Below are 19,149 nucleotides of genomic sequence, written 5' to 3'. Positions count from 1 at the left end.
TACAGTGCTGTTTTAAAATTTCCGGAGAAAGGCTTTCAGCACAGTTCCTCCGGCGTATGACAAGTTGCCGTCCATTTTTCCAGCAGCAGTTCCGGATAGTAGGACAGCTTCGACTTCCGCAGTCCGGCAATGCCCAGATCTTCCTCCCGATTCAGATAGGTGTAGTCCATGGCAAAGTGTGCCGCGAATTCCCGTGCCATTGCCGGATACGCCCCATGATAGCGGGTGTCCGCCTTTTCAATGTGCACGCCGAACACATTGCTGCAAATGGGTTCCCCGATAGAGAACGCCGCCAGCCTGCCGTCTACCCGCAGCACGCCGCCTTTCAGTTCCAGTGCGGAAAAATTCTCGAAAAAGGTGTGAATGGCGTACTGCTCCGCCACGCTGGAAGCATCGGTATAGCCGTCCTTGGCGTTATAGCTTTCCGCTGCAAAGGCAATGCACTCGGCAAAGTCGTCCGGTGTCATCTCCGAGAAAACCGGAGCATACCTGGCAAACTGGGCAATATGATTTCGCTTTTTGTGATACTTCTTTCCGGAGAGTGCCACAAAGTCGGCGGTGCGATAGAGATAGTCCGCACTGTCGCGGTCGTTTTCCAGCGTGAACTGTTCCGGAAATACCGCTTGCAACAACGGCAGGCTCTGCTGCGTCAGGCCGGTAATCACCAGCGGTTTCTGCATTGCCGCCGCATATGCCGCCATTGCCGCGATCACCTGTTTCAGGTCGCCCGTTCCGCTGGGGAACGAAAAATGCGGCGTGCCGTCCGGCGTATCGAATGCACAGATCAGATAGAACCCCTCAAAGGCACAGATGCGGGAATCCGCCCCGCGGCACCATGCCAGATTGTTGGCGAAGCTGTATTCGCACCCCATGAAATCGGACTGCCGCAGAGCCGTCTGGATCCACGGACGGTCTGCCAGAGTGATCTGCCGGAAATTCAGCATGCAAATGCCTCCTGTATGCGTCGGTATAATTCGTCCCGAATCTGTTCTACCGGATAAAGCTGTCTGCCGTCTGAAACCTCCACGAACTGCCACCCCAGCTTTTCGCCGGCATAGCGGGCAGCACAGTCGCACTGTTCCAGATAGGCAAGGTCTGCCTCGTGAATGTCTTTTTTCGAAGCATCCCCGTCATAGCGTTTGGCGAGAAGCTTCTGGGAAAGTTCCAGCGGCAGGGACAGAAACAACACCAGATTCGGCTGGGGCAGTCCCAGTTTACAGTACTCATAATCCTCCAGCCATTCCAGATACCCGTCCCACTGCTCCTGCGGCAGCTTGCTCATCTGGTGAATGGCGTTGGACGTGGTATAGCGGCTGGCGAGGATCAGTTCCCCAGCCGTGTAGTTCTTTTCCCAGTCCAGCTTATAGTTGGCGTAGCGGTCTACGGCGTAGAAGCTGGAAGCGGCATAGGCGTTCACGCCGTCCGGCGTGTCGGAAAAATCGCCGCGGAGATACATTTTCACCAGTGCGGCAGAGGGCTTGTCATACATGGGAAAGCTGATCGGCTTTACCGTTTCGCCCTGCTCCGTCAGCAGCTTGCCCAGTGCGGCAAACTGGGTGGACTTTCCGCAGCCGTCCAGCCCGTCCAGCACGATAATTTTACCTTGTTTCACCATGGATCACCTCAAATTTTTCCCGTACTTCCTTCGCCTTGCCGCAGCTCATCTTGCCCTCGGCACAGCCGCCGCAGTAGCAGGACGGACCGGCGGTGCGGAACAGGGCAGGAGAAACCTCGCAGCAGAGCCGGAGCATTTCCGTTGCCACTTCCCGAATCTCCCACTGTGCCCGATTGCAGCACCGCAGCCGGAAAAAGTTCCGGAGACTGCGGACATTCATGGTCAGGATCATTTTAGTTTCACAGGCGTTGGGCAGCACATACCGTGCGTCCTCGATTGCCTTTTTCTCCGCCTTAGTGCGGGCTGCCTTTTCGGTGCAGCCCTGTGCCAGAAATTCCGGCACATATTTCGCCGCCAACGCGTCCGCCAGCCGGTTGTAGCTGTCAATGGACTGCTGCATGGCATTTTCGTATTCCCGCAGCAGTTCCGGCTCGGCAGCAATTGCCGGCGGTGTTACAAAGACAAAGTGATCCTGCCGCACATACCGCTGGCTCTGCACGGAAAACGAAGCAATGCGGTGACGGGTCACCTGTGCCAGAAACGAACGGGAAACGCCCTCGATCCCAAATGTAAATGTCACATGTTCTACGGGGCTTTCGTGACCGAATCCCGCCAGCATTTCCACAAACTGTTCTGCACGCTCCTGCGAAATGGACTCCCGCAGAGCCTCTACATCGGTGTCAGAATAACATAGCCGTGCCGCAGCGGCAACGGTCTGTTCCGGCGTGGGGGTATGTGCCAGCAAAACCACCTTCATAGTATCACACTCCTGCTTTTCATATCCGGCAACACCATGCCCGAAGCATGTCGTGCCGTCTGTTTTTATTATACCATAGAACCCGCTTGGTTTCAAGTATTTTTCCAGAGATGCAAAACAGCCGCCGGCAATGTTGCCGACGGCTGTTCGCTACAAAGATTGTACGTCCGATACACAGTCAGATTTTTCGTCAGATGACTTCTCAGGAAACAAAATCCCGGAATATATAATCATCATGATGACCACTCGGCGGGCAAAGAGTTCCCGGCATGGTGTCTATTGTCAGGTCATAGCGATTTTCTGTAAAATAAATGGTATTGCTTGCACCACAGCCCATATGGCATACATCGAACACAGTGAGAAAAGCATCTTCCAGATCCAGAACACCGTCACCATTCACGTCCAGCAAGTTGTAGCAGACTTCCGGCAGCACCTCGTCACAAAAGCCGTTTTCCGAAAGATCTGCACCCTTTTCCAGAGAGTACTGCAATTTTCCATTATTACCAGTACCATCTGCGGCAATGCAATACATCTGATAGTAAACCGTCATCGCGTCCATTCGAAACTTTTTCGCAGTCTGTCCCAGTTCATACACCTGATTCTCATGGATCCAGTCTGCATCGCTCTGGTCAACAACACCGTCACCGTTTACATCTGCCAGCTTCAACTGCTCCGCAGTCAAAGCCTCGTTGTCCACATACAGTGCATGTGTCACCATAGCCGCATCGTGTCCGGTGATGAAACCGTCCATGTCCACATCGCCCAGTGCATACGCTCCCTCAGCACTTGCACTCATAGCAGATACCGGCAATGCCGCCAGTGCCATGACACCTGCAAGTACTGCGGAAATACCCTTTCTGATCTTCATAAATAAAACCCCTTTCTGGTTGAAAATGTGATAAATCTCTGTCGTTTTAACAGCCATTTACCTAATTTTATTATAATGGTTTTTTCTTGATTTGTCAACCTTTCCAACACGTGATATTACACAAACTTTTCTCTGCAAATTCAGCACATCTCACAAACAAAAGCGGTGTTGCTTTTGCAGCACCGCTCAAAAATGTTTTATTTCTGTTCTGCCTGCTCCGACAAGGGCTTGTCGTCCGGCGTTTTGGCTTCCGGATGATCGTCATAGTCCATTTTCCGCACGTGATACTGCACATCTTCCAGCAGCTTCCGGTTGGCTGCCACGGTATCCCCCAGCAGACCAATGGTAATGGTCTGGAATCCGATCATCATCAGGGACGATGCCAGAATCAGCGACTGCACATGGCCGTGTCCGCCGCCCATGCAGAAGTACACCAGAAAACGGACTCCCACAGCAACGCCCAGCAGGAACAGGATCGTTCCCAGAACGCCGAAGAAATGCAGCGGGCGGTACATTGCCGTAGAGCGAATGATTACCGATGCGGAACGCTTCATATACCGCCACATGCTGGAAAACAGACGGGAGGGGCGGGTTTCCGGATTGGTGCGGATCGGCACCGAAGCCACTGCCATTTTGCTCTGTCCCGCCTGAATAATCGTTTCCAGCGTGTAGGTATACTCGTTGACCACGTTCATTCGCATGGCAGTTTCTCTGGAATATGCCCGAAAGCCGGACGGTGCGTCCGGTACGTCAGTGTTCGAAGCCACCCGTACCACCCAGCTGCCCAGATGCTGGAATTTTTTCTTTTTCCACGAAAAGTGTTCGGTTTCGTCAATGGGACGTTCGCCGATGACCATATCCGCCTTGCGTTCCAGAATCGGACGCACCAGCTTTTCGATGTCCTCGCCGCGGTACTGGTTGTCTGCGTCGGTGTTGACGATAATGTCCGCACCCAGCCGCAGGCAAGCGTCCAGACCAGCCATAAAGCCCCGTGCCAGACCCTTGTTCCGCCGGAACGACACGACATGGTGAAATCCCAGTTCTCTCGCCCGCTGTACCGTCTTGTCCTTGCTGCCGTCGTTGACGATCAGATACTCAATGGTATCGATGCCGTCAATGTGACGGGGCAGGTCATTGTACGCCAGTTCCAGTGTTTTCTCCTCATTGTAACATGGTACCTGAATGATCAGTTTCATATACTTCTTCCCTTTCTCCATATTTCAGAGCCGCTTATGCCGCTTCGAATTCCACATCCTGCAACGGGATTCCCAGCTCCCGTTCATCGTCCTCCATCACACAGCTGCCCTTCCAGAGTTTCGACTGGAATGTAACAATGTTCGAGCCGTCGTGCAGGACTTCCTTGGACACCGACAGCGTATACTCACCGTCGTTTTGCTGGTCATCCAGCGTGATCGTTCCAATGTCGTTGCCGTTTACCAGCACATGCACCACATACGGATTCTGGTGGATCTGGTACAGCGGCACGGCTCCGCCCAGCGAAACCGTCATATTGTAATCCCGCTTTTGCAGGTCACACTGCACGGAAGCGTTCTCGCTGCCCGACCAGCAGAAGTTCCCTTCCAGCGGATAGAACCCATAATATGCCGTATTGGCACAGGTGCTTGCCGGATAGGACATGTTCTGTTCCTCGCCCCAGTACGCATACAGGGAAACCGTATAGCTGACTTCCTGATAGGACAGCGGGAACATGATGATGCGTCTGCCGGTATTGCCGTAGTTTTCATCTGTGCTCTGGGTAATGGTATTGGTGTATACCTGCTGGAACTGATGCTCAAAGGAATCGTTCCACTTGCCGTTCCCCAGATAGTACACATGGTCATACTGCCCAGCCAGTTCTGCCGCCTGTGTTTCCGGATCTTCCATTTCCGGATACATTGCCGCACCGGTGGTGGCACGCAGCGTCAGATACAGTGTCCACATGTCGTCGTCGCCGACGATCACGCAGTCATCAGAATCGATCTCATTGGACAAGTCCTCCAGCACCGACCATGTCATGCGGGTGTCGTCCTGATGCGTCGCCAGAAAATAGTCAAAGGGCGAAACAAACAGCAGGCATGCCGTCATCACCGGCAGCGTCACTCTCGCACGGAGTTTGTCCAGTGTCATTGCCGCAAACACGGCGGCAATGGGCATAAACGGTGCCAGATAGCGACCATAATAATAGTAGAATTCCACCTCTGTCCGCAAAAATGCAGAGTACACCACCACGCAGTAACATGCGGCTACCAGTATCACCAGATGCTTGGGCGTTTCCAGATAGGTTTTCGGGCGAATCACACCCACTACCCACGCAATGGGCAGCAGGAACAAGCCCGAACCACAGACAAATCCCCACAGGGTGTTCCCCTGCAATTTCGGCAATGGATTTTCTGCGGTAAGCACCTTTGCACCGATGTACAGCACCAGTGCCACCAACAGGAATTCCACCAGCACCACTGCAATTTTGGAGTGCTGCACCCGCTGCATATAGGCTTCCGTGGAAGTGTCCCGATTTTTCCGGCAGATCAGGAAATAGACCAGACACAGGTAGATTCCCACAGCCACCAGCCCCACGTCGCACAGCAGCGGCACCAGCACCGGCAGATCTTTCGGGGAGATCCCTGCCACGAAAAACGGGCGGTAGTTGTTCATGGTGTAGAACGGCTGGACATGCCGCATGGCGAAAAAGCTGATGCAGTAGCCCACAAGTGTCACCGGCATGAGAATCGCAAAGCTTTTCCGGCGGGTGATCCAGAACATGCCGCCATAAAGCACCACAAACAGCGGTATCATGGTATAAATCGACACGTGAAAGCACGAAAAAACAGCAATGGGAATGATCGAAAGCCATTGCCGATAAGGGTGTTCCTCATCTGTCAGCAAATAGAGGAACAATACCAGCAGCACCGCCAGAAAACTTTCCGTCAGAGCGGACTTTTCCACCCAGACCACGATTGGCGAAGCCGCGAATACTGCACAGGCAAGTGCACTGCTGCTTTTCCGAATTTTCAAATTTTGGCAAAGAAAAAACAACAAAAAAATAGTACAGCCATAGCATAAGGTCTGTACCCCCTGCATATTTGCCATACCGAAGATTTTTCCCCACATTGCCAGCATCGATGCATAGGTGGGGATTCCGTGATAGATGCCGGAAACCGGACTGACATTGCGGTCATAGACTGTAGCGGGATAATCCTCTGTTTCCAAGTCGTATCCCACCAAGTAGGAAAACACCTTGTCGTGAAACAATTCCTGCTGCTCCTTGGAAAGCGTATGATATTCCGCAAAGTCCTGCTGGCGGTCTGTGATGCCGTTCAGGAAGTTGACCGCCACCGTCTGATACACGCCCTCGTCCTGTCCCATGCCAAACAGCTCATGTTTGAATGCCACCAGCACAAAACCGCCGGCAAGCACCACCGCAGGAATCCAGTAGGCACGCACGTTCCATGAAATCCGCACCAGCTGTTTCCACGGGGTCTTGTCCCGCAGCTTTCGTACCAACACTGCCGCAATGCCTACCAGCAGTTCCACAGAAACTGCCGCAATGACACAACGCCGCAGCGAAAACTGATCCAGTACAAAAAGCCCCATGCCGGAAATCACCCATGTGCAGAGCCAGTAAACCACGCCCAGCACCAGAAGTTCCAGCACGTTGGTCTTTTTCCACCAGACACCAACTGTCAGTGCCGCCAGTACAACCCCCAGCAGCACTGCTCCTGTAAATAAACTCATCCCTTTTCTTCTTCCTCCACTGCGTTTTCCGCGTCAGTCTTTCTCCGGACTGACCCACTCTATGATCTGCTGAAAACGCTGCATGATACTCTCCCAATCGTAATATGCCGTGATGTATGCCCTCGCATTGGCACACAGCTGCATATACTCCACGGGGTGCTGCATCAGATATTGCAGGGCACCCTCGAACTCAAAATAACTCTGATAGAACAAGCCACCGTTGCTCTTTTTGCAGTGTCCCTGCAGCACCGGACTTCCTCCGTTGACCAGCACCGGCACAGACATTGCCATAGATTCCAGCAGCGTCATGGAAACGCCCATCTGTCGGGACGGAATGACCACGGCTTTGGCTCCGGCAATGGCACTGAACTTTTCGTTCTCCGGCAAAAAGCCCAGTGCCAGAATATCCGGATGCTCCGGAATCCGGCAGATCTTCTTTCCCGCCAGCACCAGCTTCAGCTTGCTGCCGGTCCGCTTCTGGAACTCCATGAAGTACCGCATCAGCATGGGGCATTCCTTTTTTTCGTCCACCTGCCCCACATAGAGCAGATATTCGCCGTCCAGCCCGTACTGCCGCCGGAATGTGCCGGTGTCCACCTGCCGCGGCACGTCCATGCCCAGTCCCATTACGGCACAGGGAATCGGCTCTGACAGCGGAAACCGCCGGCGAACCAGCAGGCGTTCTTCCTCCGACAAAAAGACAAACGCCCGCGGCTTCTGGTACAGGCTTTCCAGTGTGGAAAACCGCAGGAACGGGGTATCCTGTGCCATAGGGATAAAAATCGCCCGATTTCCCGCCAGCGGCAGTCCGGCATAAGTCAGATAGTTGGCATCGGACAGAAACAGGATCGCTCCATAAGTTTCCCGATACCGCTGCAAATAGCGGATCAGAGCCGGTGCATAGGGACCGTGTTTTTCGAACCACTCTTTCTCTGTTACCAGATTGGATCTGCCCTGTGCCAGTTCTGCCAGATATGCCTCGTCGAATGCCTGAAAATCTCTGGCACGCATCTGCTGCACGGAGAACCGGCGTACTGTGACACCGCGAATCATCTCCACGTCCCGCACATACCAGTCTTTCCATGTGGCACTGTCCACTGCCTTGGTGGTCAGCACCTCCACTTCATACCGGTTCGCCAGATGTTCTGCAATTTTTCGGGCATAGGTTTCGCTGCCGCCGCTGATCTCCAGCCCGTACCGCGGGTGAACCAGTGCGATTCGCTTCATGCTCTCACGCTCCCATCAGCTTCTGGAAAAATGTCCGGTATTTTTCCACGATCACGTCCCACTCGAAGTTTTCCCGTACAAACGCCCCGCCGTTGGCACCCAGTTCTGCGGCTGCCTCCGGATTTTGCAGGATGTACTGCACACAGCCCTCGAATTCAAAATAATCCTTGAAATACAGACCGCCGTTGGAACGCTTGGCGAAATCCTTTGTCACGGCACACTGGGACGAAACCAGCACCGGTCTGCCGCAGAGCCAGCTTTCCATAATGACCAGCGAAAAGCTTTCGTTATGAGAGGGCTGACAGAGCAGTGCTGCCGCCGCCATGGCGTTGTACTTGTCCTGCTTGGAAACGAAGCCCAAGTCATAAACATCGTCTTTCACCGATTCCGGAATGGCAATATCGCCGCCGCCGATCAGCACCAGCTGAAGGTCGTCCTTCTGCCGCTGTTTCCATTCGGCAAAGTACCGCAGCAAAGTGTGGACGTTTTTGCCCACGTCCTTTCTGCCGGCGTACAGGAGAAAGGGCTTATCGATATGGTACTGTTTCCGGAACGTTTCCGCATCAGACTGAATCCTGGTATCCATACCGATACCCATGCAGATCTGCTCGGTGGTGGTGAAGTCGTACACCCGATTTGCCAGTTCCATTTCCGGCATAGCATTGTAGATCATGCCCCGTGCTTTCACATACGCCTGCCGGAACAGCCGCATGTACACATAGGCTTCGTCATGGAAACAGGGGATCAGCACCGACTTTTCCGGACAAACCTGCATGCCGTAGTATGTCGTACCGAACATATACGGAATAAAGACAAACAGACCATACTCGTCGGCAGTATCCCGCATGTACTCATACAGCTGGGGACTGTTGACCATTTCCTCCACGAAGATCTGTTCTTCCTTGGGAGAGATCTGCTTGCCGTCCATCAGCTTCCGGTTCACGCGGTCAAAAGCGGCAGTGTCCCGCCGCCGCACCGGAAACCGGCGAACCGTGATGTTCCCCACCACGGCAGTTCCTGCGGCGTAATAGTTTTCATTCCAGTCGGCGGTGAATTCCTTGACACATGTAGTCAGGATCTCCACTTCCATACCTGCCTGCTGCAAGTGTGCAGTGACTTCCCGCAGTTCCATTTCTGCACCGCCGGGAATATTTTCTCCAAACCACGGAATAACGAATCCAATTTTCTGCATGACGATATGACCTCCTGCCAATGTACCGCGTTCTGCGGCGTACCTTCTCAAAGACAGCACTGCACCAAACCCGCCTGACGACCGGAAGTACATCTTACGCACCGGCTTTGTGCGGTACTGCCCAAAAATTTTTTCCCCTATAATGATTTTTAGGAAACACTGAATAAAGCTTGTGCGTAAGATGCGTAAGTCAGATTTTTCGGCAGATTGCCTAGAAATTCCGCAGGCATACTGCCGTATGGCAAGGGATTTCTGGGCAATATGACGGAAAATCTGCAAGCAGATTGCGTGCAAAGCCGTCAGGCGGGCTTTATGCAGTGTTTCCTTTACTTCCGCTTTTTCGAAACCGGCGGAACGGTGTCGATAAACTGCTGCAGCTGTCTCTCGAACACCTTTCGAATTTCCGGATAGGCGAATTCCTGCTGCCGCCGGTGCTGTTCTGCCACGATCTCCCGCCGCAGTTCCGCATTGCGGAGCACATGGTCTGCCGCCAGTGCCGCTTCCATGGGATCATTGGTGGGCAGCAGAATGCCGCTTCCGCCCAGCGTATCGGAAATTGCCGACGAATCGTATGCCAGAATCGGCAGATTGAAGTACATCGCTTCCACCAGCGGCACACAGAAGCCCTCGTGGTCGCTCATGCACAGGAACAGGTCTGCCAGATGATAGTATGCCAGAATCTGTGCAAAAGGAATGTGCCCCGTAAAGACCACGTTGTCCAGTTCCAACGCTCCCACATAGCGGCGAAGGCGGTGGTAATACCGTTCCATGCCGTTGTACGAACCCACGATGAACAGGCGGGACTTGGGATTGCAGTACTTCTTATAGCAGTAAAACGCCCGAATCACGTCCTCCTGCTTCTTGTTCGGAGCCACACGGCCGACGAAAATGAAATTGGTGTAGCCGTCGTCCTGATAGTGTTCCATGACGGACTGATCCGGTGTCTTGGCGTAGTCAGCAAAGGGGATCAGGATCGGACGCACGGTAATGGGGCAGCGGTAGTTCAGTTCCCGCAGCACATCGCCGTTATAGGCGGAGTCTGCCATACAGCCGTCCACCTTGTCTGCCAGATGACAGAGTCCACGCATGCCGTATTCTGCCGATTCCATTGCCGCCTCGTTATAGCCTTTGAAGAAGCGGGGCGGAGTGATGTTGTGGAATACCATGAGTTTCCGGCAGGGGTACTTCTCCAGAGAAAAGTTCAGTTCCGAACCGGTGGACATGTGATACAGAATCACGTCCTCGCCGGAAAGGCGGGGCATTTTCTCCACCTGCTGTGCAGTGCCCTCCGGCAGTCTGCCATCAATGACTTCTGCATAGATGCCAGTCTGATAGCCCATGCCGCGAATGACCTTGTCCAGTGCACGGACATCGTTTCCGATCGCATCGCCCATGGCAAGGGTAGGCAAAAGCTGCAATACTTTCATCGAGCGTCCTCCCCGTTCAGCTTCGCCTGTAATGCGGCGATCTGTGCCTGCATCTGTTCCATGGCGATCTTGGTGTTCTTCTGCTGGAGTTCCAGTGCCTCCACCTTATCCAGCAGTTCCTTGGTGCTGTGCATGCGGGATTCCCGAATGTACAGCTCCACCTGCTGCTCTGCCTGTGCGATATTGGCATTCAGGCTGCTCTGCTCTGCCGCATAGGGCTCCACATAGAAGCTCATGAATTTCCGCAGGACTTTCTTGAAAAAGACTGCCACGGGATTTCCTGCCAGAGGACGATACGGGTCTACGCGGTGGTGTTCGCTGATATACTGCACGTTGCCGCGGAGCATGTCCGCATCGAACCGTTCCACATAGATCCCTGCATCTGCATCTGCGGGGACATCGGCAAACGACAGCATGTCACTGCTGTATCCCTTTTCCTGAATTTCTGCCCGAATTCCGGACATGATCTCTTCTACATTTACGCTCATTGCTGCGATACTCCTTTACCCTTCCAGCGAAACGCCGGTGATTTTTTCATAAAACTGCTTGTCCAGAAAAATCGAGTTGATACCCGTAAAGGCATATTCCACATACCCCTTTTCCTGCATGAACCGCAGGATCTCCGGATTCTTCTTTCCCGCCACCAGCTGTTTGGAATAGGGGATCATTTCAATGATCATGGTGGTGGGACGATATTTTGCAAAGTCGATGCTGCGGAGGATCTCCATTTCCATGCCCTCAATATCCAGATTCAGGATCTTCGGGGCACCGCCCAGCTGTTCCATGAGGTCGTTGACCGCCACGGTCTGCATGGGAATAGTTTCCAGCACCCGCACTGCCGGATTGGCACGGAGCACCTCGGAAACATCTCCCGGAGCCGAAAGCCCGTCGGCACTGAGCACATGGAAGTCCAGCGTTTCGCCGGAAACCGGACCGACACAGGCGTTGATGACCTGATCTTTCGGTCTTGCCCGCCGCAGTTCCTCTGCCAGCTTCGGATTGGCATCGACCAGAATGCCGGTGGCTCCCTGCTGATAGAAGAACCAGGTGTTGCTCATATCGCAGGGGTGATTGGCACCCAAATCCAGATAATTGCATTGTGAAAGCGGAACACCCAGCATGACAAAGATGTACATGAGAATGGCATCTTCGCCTGCCTGTGAATAGCTTTTTTTGTTGAACAGCTGAAGTTCAGACGGCAGCAGCAGACCCGCTTCTCTCATGCCGTCCTCTGCCCACTCCATACGCCGCTGTAAGTCATTTGTCTGTCCCGCAGTCTGCTGCAGCTGGGCATCGATGTTGTTGCGATGCTCGTCCTGTGCGGCAGCGTGCAGTTCCAGATGATCCAGCCGTTCCTGCGATGCCGTGTTGAATTGCTGTTGCTGTGCGTCTTGTGCTTCCCTTTCTTCTCTCTCTTTTTCCATTTGTGCCAGCTGCATCTGCTGCGTTTTCACCTGCTGTTCCAGCATCTGAATGTGCTGCTCCAGCAGATACGCACCAGTCGCCCGATACAGACAGCGGCGAAAAAACCCTTTTTTCACAATATCGCTCATTCTTTTTTATTCTCCTGTCTTGCGTTCCAGTGCCTTTCCGTCCACGAACCACTGGGACTCCAGCCGGCAGACACCAATGTCCCGATGCTCTGAAGTCACGGCGAACGCCTGAATCCGGCGAATGTCATCGTAATAGGTGCCGTCCGGTGCATGGACTGCCACGTCCAGAAAATAGCGTCCCGGCAGCAAATGATTGCGGAACCGCACTTCGATCTCGCCGTCGGGCTGCAATGCCACCCACGAGTCCGATTCGATCTCCACATTGGTGCCGTAACAGTGGACACTGTCCTCCCGAAAGATCCCGTACCCGAAGTTGCCCTTGGGTGTCTTTTCCGGTTCTACGCAATGATATTTGAGCCGCAGGGTGATCTCGTCACCGGTGCGGAACACATACTTGGATTCGCCGCCCTCGTCCAGCAGGGCGGCATCTGTAAACTGTACCTGACCGGTTCCCAGACGAACTGCCGACTTTTCACAGAATGCCGGCAGTTTCTGCTTGGAGAGCTTTTCTGCATCTGCGGTTTTCTCCTCGGCAGGCGTTTCCGCAGATTCCTCTGCGGCTTTTTCGGCTTCTTCTGCGGCAGCGTGTTCTTTCTGGCGGTCAGCTTCTTCCCGTTCCAGACGGATCTGTTCCATTTCGGACAGATAGTGCTCGTCCACGTACTTGGGAACGCCTTCTTCCTTGATCAGACCGTCCTCGATCCAGATACACCGGTCGCAGATCTGTTCGATCTGTCCCATAGAGTGGGACACGATCACAATGGTAGTACCTTCTGCCTTGATCTCCTGTAGCTTCTGGAAGCACTTTGCCTGAAAGTTGACATCGCCTACCCCCAGAATCTCATCGATCAGCAGCACATCTGCGTCCACGTTGATCGCTACGGAAAAGGCGAGCCGCATGTACATACCGGAAGAATAGGTACGCACCGGATTATCGATGAACTGTTCCAGTTCGGAAAAGTCGATGATCGTTTGCAGACGGGAATCGATTTCTTTCTTGCTCAGTCCGAAAATGGAAGCATTGGTGTAGATGTTTTCCCGTCCGCTCATATCCGGATGAAAACCGGCACCCAGTTCGATCAGGCTGGACACCCGACCTTTGATGGTGATGGTGCCGCTGTCGGGATAGAGGATCCGTGTCAGCAGCTTCAGCGTGGTGCTCTTGCCGCAGCCGTTGTGTCCGATCAGACCCACGGCTTCTCCACGCTTTACCGTGAAAGAAATGTCCCGCAGCACCTGACGGTTCTCATACCGCCGGCGGTTCCGGAACAGGAGCCGTTCCTTAAAGCTCTGTCCCTTGTCCAGAAACACCTTGAAGTGCTTCTTGACATGATCCACAATAATTGCATTTTCCTGTTTGCTCTCTGCCGCCATTACAATTCCTCCGCAAAGCCCTTTTTCAATTTTCCGAACGCCAGCATACCCAGCACCAGGAACAGGGCTCCCAGCACGACTGCCTCCAGCAGACTGGTCAGATCCGGCACCTGAGCGTAGTACAGCACATCCCGATAACAGCTGATGACCGAGGACATGGGGTTGATGTGATAGACAAACCGCAGCTTCTCCGGAATCATGTCAATGGAATAGAAGATCGGTGTCATGTACATCCACACCATAGTGATGATGCCGAGAATGTGCTCCAGATCGCGGAAATAGACCGTGACTGCCGAGGACAGCATCGCCATGCCCAGTGCCAGAAAATATTCCACTATCATAATCACCGGCAGACACAGCAGAGCCAGCGGGTTCAGCGAAATGCCGGAGATCACCATGACGGGGAAAATGATGAGGAAGCACAGCAGCATGTTGACAAAGCAGCTTGTCACATAGGAGATCGGTATGACTTCCCGCGGGAAGTAGATCTTCTTGATCAGATCCTTCTGTGCCACAATGGAACTGGAGCCGCCGGTGATCGACGAGGAAAAGAAAATCCACGGGATCAGGGCGACAAACAGGTACAGATAATACTTGTCGATGCCGGCTTTCATGATGTAGGTAAACACAAAGGTGTAAACTACCAGCTGCATCAGCGGGTTGATAAACGTCCACAAAAAGCCCAGCACGGAACCTTTATACCGTCCACGCAGGTCTTTTTTCACCAGACTGAAGATCATCTGGCGATACTGATAAATTTCCTTGCAAATTTTCATAAAAACGTCCTGTCTGGGGCTTGCGGTACTGCACTGCTGTTTTCTGCACGGCAAGCCCGAATCAAAGTGTTCGTGCAGAATACACGTATATTTTATTATAACCGATTTCCGCGAAAAAGTCAATGTTTTTCCGGCATTCCGACAGATTGCACAAGAGGCTGCCGCTTTTTCGAAAAATGGAATCGATTTCTCCAAAATTCACGGCAAACAAAAAGCCGGTGCAGAAAAAAACTGCTCCGGCTTTTCTGTTTCACATATGCTGCACCGCGTCAGAACTTACGCTCTGTCTTCGATGTAGTTTACGATGTCGCCAACGGTCTTGATGTTTTCCAGATCTTCGTCAGCAACCTTGACACCGAATTCTTCCTCAACGGACATTACCAGATCTACCAGATCCAGAGAGTCTGCACCCAGATCGTCCTGCATGGAAGCTTCCATTGTCACTTCGTCTTCTTCAACACCCAGCTGATCTACGACCAGTTCCTTCAGCTTGTCAAAAATTTCTTCTTTTGCCATGTTCTTTCTTCCTCCAATAATTTGATGTTGCACCCTCCTGCGGAGGGCGACGTCACCGGCAGAAACCATGACGGGTTTCGCCGTTCAAACCGGCACGGTTTTAGTTTTCTTCAAACACGCCGATTTTCCTAAACTTAGTATACCGTTCTTTTTGCAAAACGTCAATATCTTTTTGTAATTTTTCTGTTATCGTTTCCGCCAAATATTCCTTGATATTTGCCGAGATTTTGTCTATATCGCCCTGTGCCCCTGCTTCCGGCTCCGGAATGATGGCTTCTGCCACGCCAAAACGCACCATATCCTCTGCTGTGATCTGCATGACCTCACAGGCTTCCTGTTCGCGGGAGGCATCTTTCCACAGGATCGATGCGGCTCCGCGGGGAGAGATCACAGAGTACAACGCGTTCTCCAGCATTGCCAGAGCATCGCACACGCCCAGTGCCAGAGCACCGCCGCTGCCGGCTTCGCCCAGCACCACAGAGATCACCGGCGTTTTCAGCATCATGAACTCTGCGATATTTCTGGCGATTGCCTCGCCCTGCCCCCGTTCCTCGGCTTCTACGCCGCAGAACGCACCGGGGGTGTCGATCAGGCAAATGATCGGGCGGTGGAATTTCTCCGCCTGATGTGCCAGACGCAGAGCCTTGCGGTAGCCCTCCGGATGCGGCATGGCGAAATTCGATGCCTTGTTTTCCCGCAGATTTCTGCCCTTGACCTGTGCCAGAATCGTCACCGGCAAGCCGTTCAGTCTGCCGATGCCGCCGATAATGGCACCATCGTCCCCGAAATTCCGGTCGCCGTGCATCTCATAGAAATCTGTAAAGATCCGCGGGATATAATCCCGAACGGTGGGACGGTTTTTGTCCCGTATCAAAAGCTGGCGTTCCCACGCCGTCCGGTGCTGCTGCTGTTGTTCCATTGTCAAGCACCTCCTGCTTCTTGTTCCCGATCGTAGCCGTGGAGTTTCAGCAGATGCGACAGCGTGCTACGCATGCTGCGGCGTTCCACGATCATATCCACAAAGCCCTTTTCCTGCAAAAATTCTGCCAGCTGGAAATTGTCGGGCAGCCGCTGGCGAATCGTCCCCTCGATGACACGTCTGCCGGCGAACCCGATGAGCACCTTCGGCTCTGCCAGAATAATATCTCCCAGCGAAGCAAACGAAGCGGTCACGCCGCCGGTGGTGGGGTCTGTCATGACGGTCAGATACAGCAGTCCGGCATCGTTGTGCTTTGCCACTGCTGCCGAGGTCTTTGCCATTTGCATCAGAGAGATGATACCCTCCTGCATTCTGGCACCGCCGGAGGCTGTGAATGCCACTACCGGCAAGCCTTTTTCCGTAGCGGTTTCAAAGGCACGGGTGATCTTTTCGCCCACCACGCTGCCCATAGATGCCATCATGAAATGGGAGTCCATGATAATCAGCACGGTGCGGGAGCCTTTAATGGTGCACTCTCCGGTGATGACAGCGTCTTTCAGCCCCGTCATGGTCTGGAGGGATTCCACCTTTCTGGCATACCCCGGAAATTGCAGGGGATCTGCACTGTGCATCTCTGCATCATATTCCACAAACGAACCGCTGTCCACCGTCAGCCGCATGCGTTCTGCGGCGGTGAGCCGTGCATGATAGTTGCAGTGGGGGCAGACCTTGTTCAGTTCCTGAAACTTGCTTTCCGGCGTGGTCTGCTGGCAGCGGGGGCACTTGAACACCGGCTCATGTTCCTCCGGTGCATCGTCGTTAAATCGTTTGGTGACGTTCTTGAACAGTTCTTCCAATGCCATGTTACATTCTCACCTTACTTTCCGTTTTCCTTCTCGCCGTTCTTGGAATCCGCAAGGAATTTTTCCAAAAAGGTGTTGTCATATGTACCGGCTTCGAAGTCCTTGTTCTTGATCAGCCGCAGCTGGAAGTCAATATTGGAATCGATGCCGTCCACGATAAATTCCGCCAGTGCCCACCGCATTTTCATGATCGCCTGACTGCGGGTCGGGGCATGGACGATCAGCTTTGCGATCATGGAATCGTAGTACGGCGGAATGGTGTAGCCCTGATACACAGCACTGTCCACACGGATTCCCGGACCGCCGGGGATATGGAGCGACCGGATCTTTCCGGGCGAGGGACGGAAGCCCTGCTCCGGATTTTCCGCATTGATGCGGCACTCGATCGCATGCCCGCGAACCTGAATGTCCTCCTGTGTAAACGGCAGGGGCTTGCCCTGTGCCACCAGCAGCTGAGTCTGTACCAGATCAACTCCGGTGACCCATTCGGTGACAGGGTGTTCCACCTGAATACGGGTGTTCATTTCCATGAAATAGAAGTTCCGGTCGTCGTCTACCAGAAATTCAATGGTGCCGGCGTTGTAATAGCCGCACGCCTTTGCCGCACGGACAGCGGCTTCCTGCATGGCTTTCCGCAGTTCCGGTGTCATCAGCGGGCTGGGGCTTTCCTCCAGCACTTTCTGGTTCCGCCGCTGCATGCTGCAATCACGCTCGCCCAGTGCCACGGTGTTGCCCATCTGGTCTGCAATGATCTGGATCTCCACGTGATGCGGCCCCACGATCAGCTTTTCCAGATAGACTTCATCGTTGCCGAAGAACAGCTTGGCTTCTTCCTTTGCCACGGACATCTGTTCTTCCAGCTGGTCTTCCCGATCGATCCGGCGAATGCCGCGTCCGCCGCCGCCGGCAGAGGCTTTCACCAGTACCGGATAGCCGATCTCTGCGGCGATCTTCTTGGCTTCTTCCACAGAAGAAATGGCACCGTCCGAACCGGGGATTACCGGCACGCCGGCAGCCTTCATGGTTTCCTTGGCACGTGCCTTGTCGCCCAGCATGGAGATCGACTCCGGTGACGGGCCGATGAAAGTGATGCCGTTATCGATGCAAAGCTGTGCAAACTCCGCACTCTCCGACAAAAAGCCGAAGCCGGGGTGCAGTGCTGTTGCACCGGTATTCTGGCACGCCGAGATGAGGGCGTTCATGTTCAGATAACTGTCCTGTACCGAGGGCGGTCCGATGCAGACGGATTCGTCCGCGATCTCTGCATGCAGAGCCGTCCGGTCCGCAGTGGAATAGACCGTAACGCACTGCAAGCCTGCTTCACGGCAGGCACGAATGATACGCACGGCAATTTCACCGCGGTTTGCAATTAAAACCTTTTTCAACATCTTGCTGCCGCCTTACTGCTCCACTGCGAACTTGATTTCGCAGGTCACGGCACGCTTGCCGTCTACGCTGGCGATCGCCTTGCCGACACCTACCGGTCCACGCTGTGCAATGATCTCCACTTCCAGATCCAGCACATCACCGGGAACTACCTGCCGGCGGAACTTTGCCTTATCGATTCCGGCAAAGAGGGCGATCTTGCCCTTGAATTCCGGCTGGGACAGAATGCAGACCGCACCTGCCTGTGCCAGCATCTCGACCATCAGCACGCCCGGTGTCACCGGCTTTTCGGGGAAATGTCCCTTGAACCAAAAGTCGTCTGCCTTGATATATTTCCGTGCCACAACACGCTTTCCCACTTCCATTTCCAGAACCTCATCAATGAGGAGGAACGGGGCACGGTGGGGAATGATCTCCTTGATCTGTTCCTGATTGAGCAATACTTCTGCCATGTCTGCACTCCTTTACGAAAGAATCATCAGCGGCTGGTCATATTCTACCGCATCGCCGTTTTTCACCAGAATTTCCTGTACTACGCCGTCCACGTCGCTGGTGACTTCGTTCATCAGCTTCATGGATTCGATAATCAGCACCACGTCGCCCTTTTTCACGGTATCGCCCACCTGTACAAACGGCGGCTGATCCGGAGAGGGAGCCGCATAGAAAGTGCCTACCAGCGGAGCCTTGATCGACTTGCCTGCGGGCTTCTGGGAAACTGCCGGTGTTTCTGCCGGAGCTGCCGGAGCAGCAGCGGAAACTGCCGGCGAAGCAGCCACAGGTGCACCTGCCAGCGGCATCGGCGGCGGGCACTTCTTCCCCTTTACGGTAATATATTTTTCACCGTCCGCAATGGTGATCTCGCCCAGTTCCTTTGCAGCCACGATGTCTGCCAGTTTTTCAATGGTTTCCAGATCCACCATGTTATAAATTTTTTCACTCATGTC

General features: G+C 53.7%; 19 protein-coding genes. All 19 read right to left on the bottom strand.

Annotation, left to right across the window (positions count from 1 at the left end):
- Positions 1–35 precede the first annotated feature (35 nt).
- Positions 36–944, bottom strand: coding sequence for a phosphatidylglycerol lysyltransferase domain-containing protein (locus DXB92_RS09595; protein WP_021680968.1), 909 nt, complete (start codon positions 942–944; stop codon positions 36–38).
- Positions 938–1,615, bottom strand: a complete 678-nt coding sequence (locus tag DXB92_RS09590) for a thymidylate kinase (RefSeq protein WP_117733706.1) — start codon at positions 1,613–1,615, stop codon at positions 938–940. Before DXB92_RS09590 ends, DXB92_RS09595 begins: the two co-directional genes overlap by 7 nt.
- Positions 1,599–2,372 carry an FAD-dependent thymidylate synthase gene (gene thyX, locus DXB92_RS09585; RefSeq protein ID WP_117733705.1) on the bottom strand — a complete coding sequence of 258 codons (774 nt, stop codon included), beginning with the start codon at positions 2,370–2,372 and terminating at the stop codon, positions 1,599–1,601. The genes DXB92_RS09590 and thyX overlap by 17 nt, the downstream gene beginning before the upstream one ends.
- Positions 2,373–2,574: 202 nt before the next feature.
- Positions 2,575–3,240 (bottom strand): dockerin type I repeat-containing protein, encoded by a 666-nt coding sequence (locus DXB92_RS09580; protein ID WP_117733704.1) that lies wholly within the window; start codon positions 3,238–3,240, stop codon positions 2,575–2,577.
- Positions 3,241–3,437: 197 nt separating this feature from the next.
- Positions 3,438–4,436 carry a glycosyltransferase family 2 protein gene (locus tag DXB92_RS09575; RefSeq protein WP_117733703.1) on the bottom strand — a complete coding sequence of 333 codons (999 nt, stop codon included), beginning with the start codon at positions 4,434–4,436 and terminating at the stop codon, positions 3,438–3,440.
- A 34-nt stretch (positions 4,437–4,470) separates the two neighbouring features.
- Positions 4,471–6,972: a hypothetical protein gene (locus DXB92_RS09570; RefSeq protein ID WP_117733702.1), complete on the bottom strand. Its 2,502-nt coding sequence runs from the start codon at positions 6,970–6,972 to the stop codon at positions 4,471–4,473.
- Positions 6,973–7,005: 33 nt separating this feature from the next.
- On the bottom strand, positions 7,006–8,199 hold the full coding sequence (locus DXB92_RS09565) for a glycosyltransferase family 4 protein (protein ID WP_117733701.1): 1,194 nt from the start codon (positions 8,197–8,199) through the stop codon (positions 7,006–7,008).
- Between the two features lie 4 nt (positions 8,200–8,203).
- Positions 8,204–9,391: a glycosyltransferase family 4 protein gene (locus DXB92_RS09560; protein WP_040648463.1), complete on the bottom strand. Its 1,188-nt coding sequence runs from the start codon at positions 9,389–9,391 to the stop codon at positions 8,204–8,206.
- Between the two features lie 326 nt (positions 9,392–9,717).
- The gene (locus DXB92_RS09555) at positions 9,718–10,818 is read right to left on the bottom strand and encodes a glycosyltransferase family 4 protein (protein ID WP_117733700.1); all 1,101 of its coding nucleotides are present in this window, start codon (positions 10,816–10,818) and stop codon (positions 9,718–9,720) included.
- Positions 10,815–11,306, bottom strand: coding sequence for a hypothetical protein (locus tag DXB92_RS09550; protein ID WP_021683701.1), 492 nt, complete (start codon positions 11,304–11,306; stop codon positions 10,815–10,817). The genes DXB92_RS09555 and DXB92_RS09550 overlap by 4 nt, the downstream gene beginning before the upstream one ends.
- 15 nt (positions 11,307–11,321) lie before the next feature.
- Positions 11,322–12,371, bottom strand: a complete 1,050-nt coding sequence (locus DXB92_RS09545; protein WP_117733699.1) for an FkbM family methyltransferase — start codon at positions 12,369–12,371, stop codon at positions 11,322–11,324.
- A 6-nt stretch (positions 12,372–12,377) separates the two neighbouring features.
- A complete protein-coding gene (locus tag DXB92_RS09540) occupies positions 12,378–13,745 on the bottom strand; it encodes an ABC transporter ATP-binding protein (protein ID WP_117733698.1) in 1,368 nt (455 codons plus the stop codon).
- Positions 13,745–14,521, bottom strand: a complete 777-nt coding sequence (locus DXB92_RS09535) for an ABC transporter permease (RefSeq protein WP_117733697.1) — start codon at positions 14,519–14,521, stop codon at positions 13,745–13,747. Before DXB92_RS09535 ends, DXB92_RS09540 begins: the two co-directional genes overlap by 1 nt.
- Positions 14,522–14,797: 276 nt before the next feature.
- On the bottom strand, positions 14,798–15,037 hold the full coding sequence (locus tag DXB92_RS09530; RefSeq protein WP_040648466.1) for an acyl carrier protein: 240 nt from the start codon (positions 15,035–15,037) through the stop codon (positions 14,798–14,800).
- Positions 15,038–15,137: 100 nt separating this feature from the next.
- A complete protein-coding gene (locus DXB92_RS09525) occupies positions 15,138–15,956 on the bottom strand; it encodes an acetyl-CoA carboxylase carboxyltransferase subunit alpha (RefSeq protein ID WP_021683707.1) in 819 nt (272 codons plus the stop codon).
- A gap of 2 nt (positions 15,957–15,958) precedes the next feature.
- Positions 15,959–16,819 (bottom strand): acetyl-CoA carboxylase, carboxyltransferase subunit beta, encoded by an 861-nt coding sequence (gene accD / locus DXB92_RS09520; RefSeq protein ID WP_021683708.1) that lies wholly within the window; start codon positions 16,817–16,819, stop codon positions 15,959–15,961.
- 14 nt (positions 16,820–16,833) lie between these two features.
- Positions 16,834–18,207, bottom strand: coding sequence for an acetyl-CoA carboxylase biotin carboxylase subunit (gene accC, locus DXB92_RS09515; protein WP_021683709.1), 1,374 nt, complete (start codon positions 18,205–18,207; stop codon positions 16,834–16,836).
- Positions 18,208–18,219: 12 nt separating this feature from the next.
- On the bottom strand, positions 18,220–18,657 hold the full coding sequence (gene fabZ / locus DXB92_RS09510; RefSeq protein ID WP_021683710.1) for a 3-hydroxyacyl-ACP dehydratase FabZ: 438 nt from the start codon (positions 18,655–18,657) through the stop codon (positions 18,220–18,222).
- A 12-nt stretch (positions 18,658–18,669) separates the two neighbouring features.
- Positions 18,670–19,146: an acetyl-CoA carboxylase biotin carboxyl carrier protein gene (accB, locus tag DXB92_RS09505; protein ID WP_117733696.1), complete on the bottom strand. Its 477-nt coding sequence runs from the start codon at positions 19,144–19,146 to the stop codon at positions 18,670–18,672.
- Between the last annotated feature and the right edge of the window lie 3 nt (positions 19,147–19,149).

The organism is Ruminococcus sp. OM06-36AC (assembly GCF_003438725.1).
GTDB lineage: Bacteria > Bacillota > Clostridia > Oscillospirales > Ruminococcaceae > Ruminococcus_C > Ruminococcus_C callidus.
This window is presented reverse-complemented; position numbering and strand designations above follow the sequence as displayed.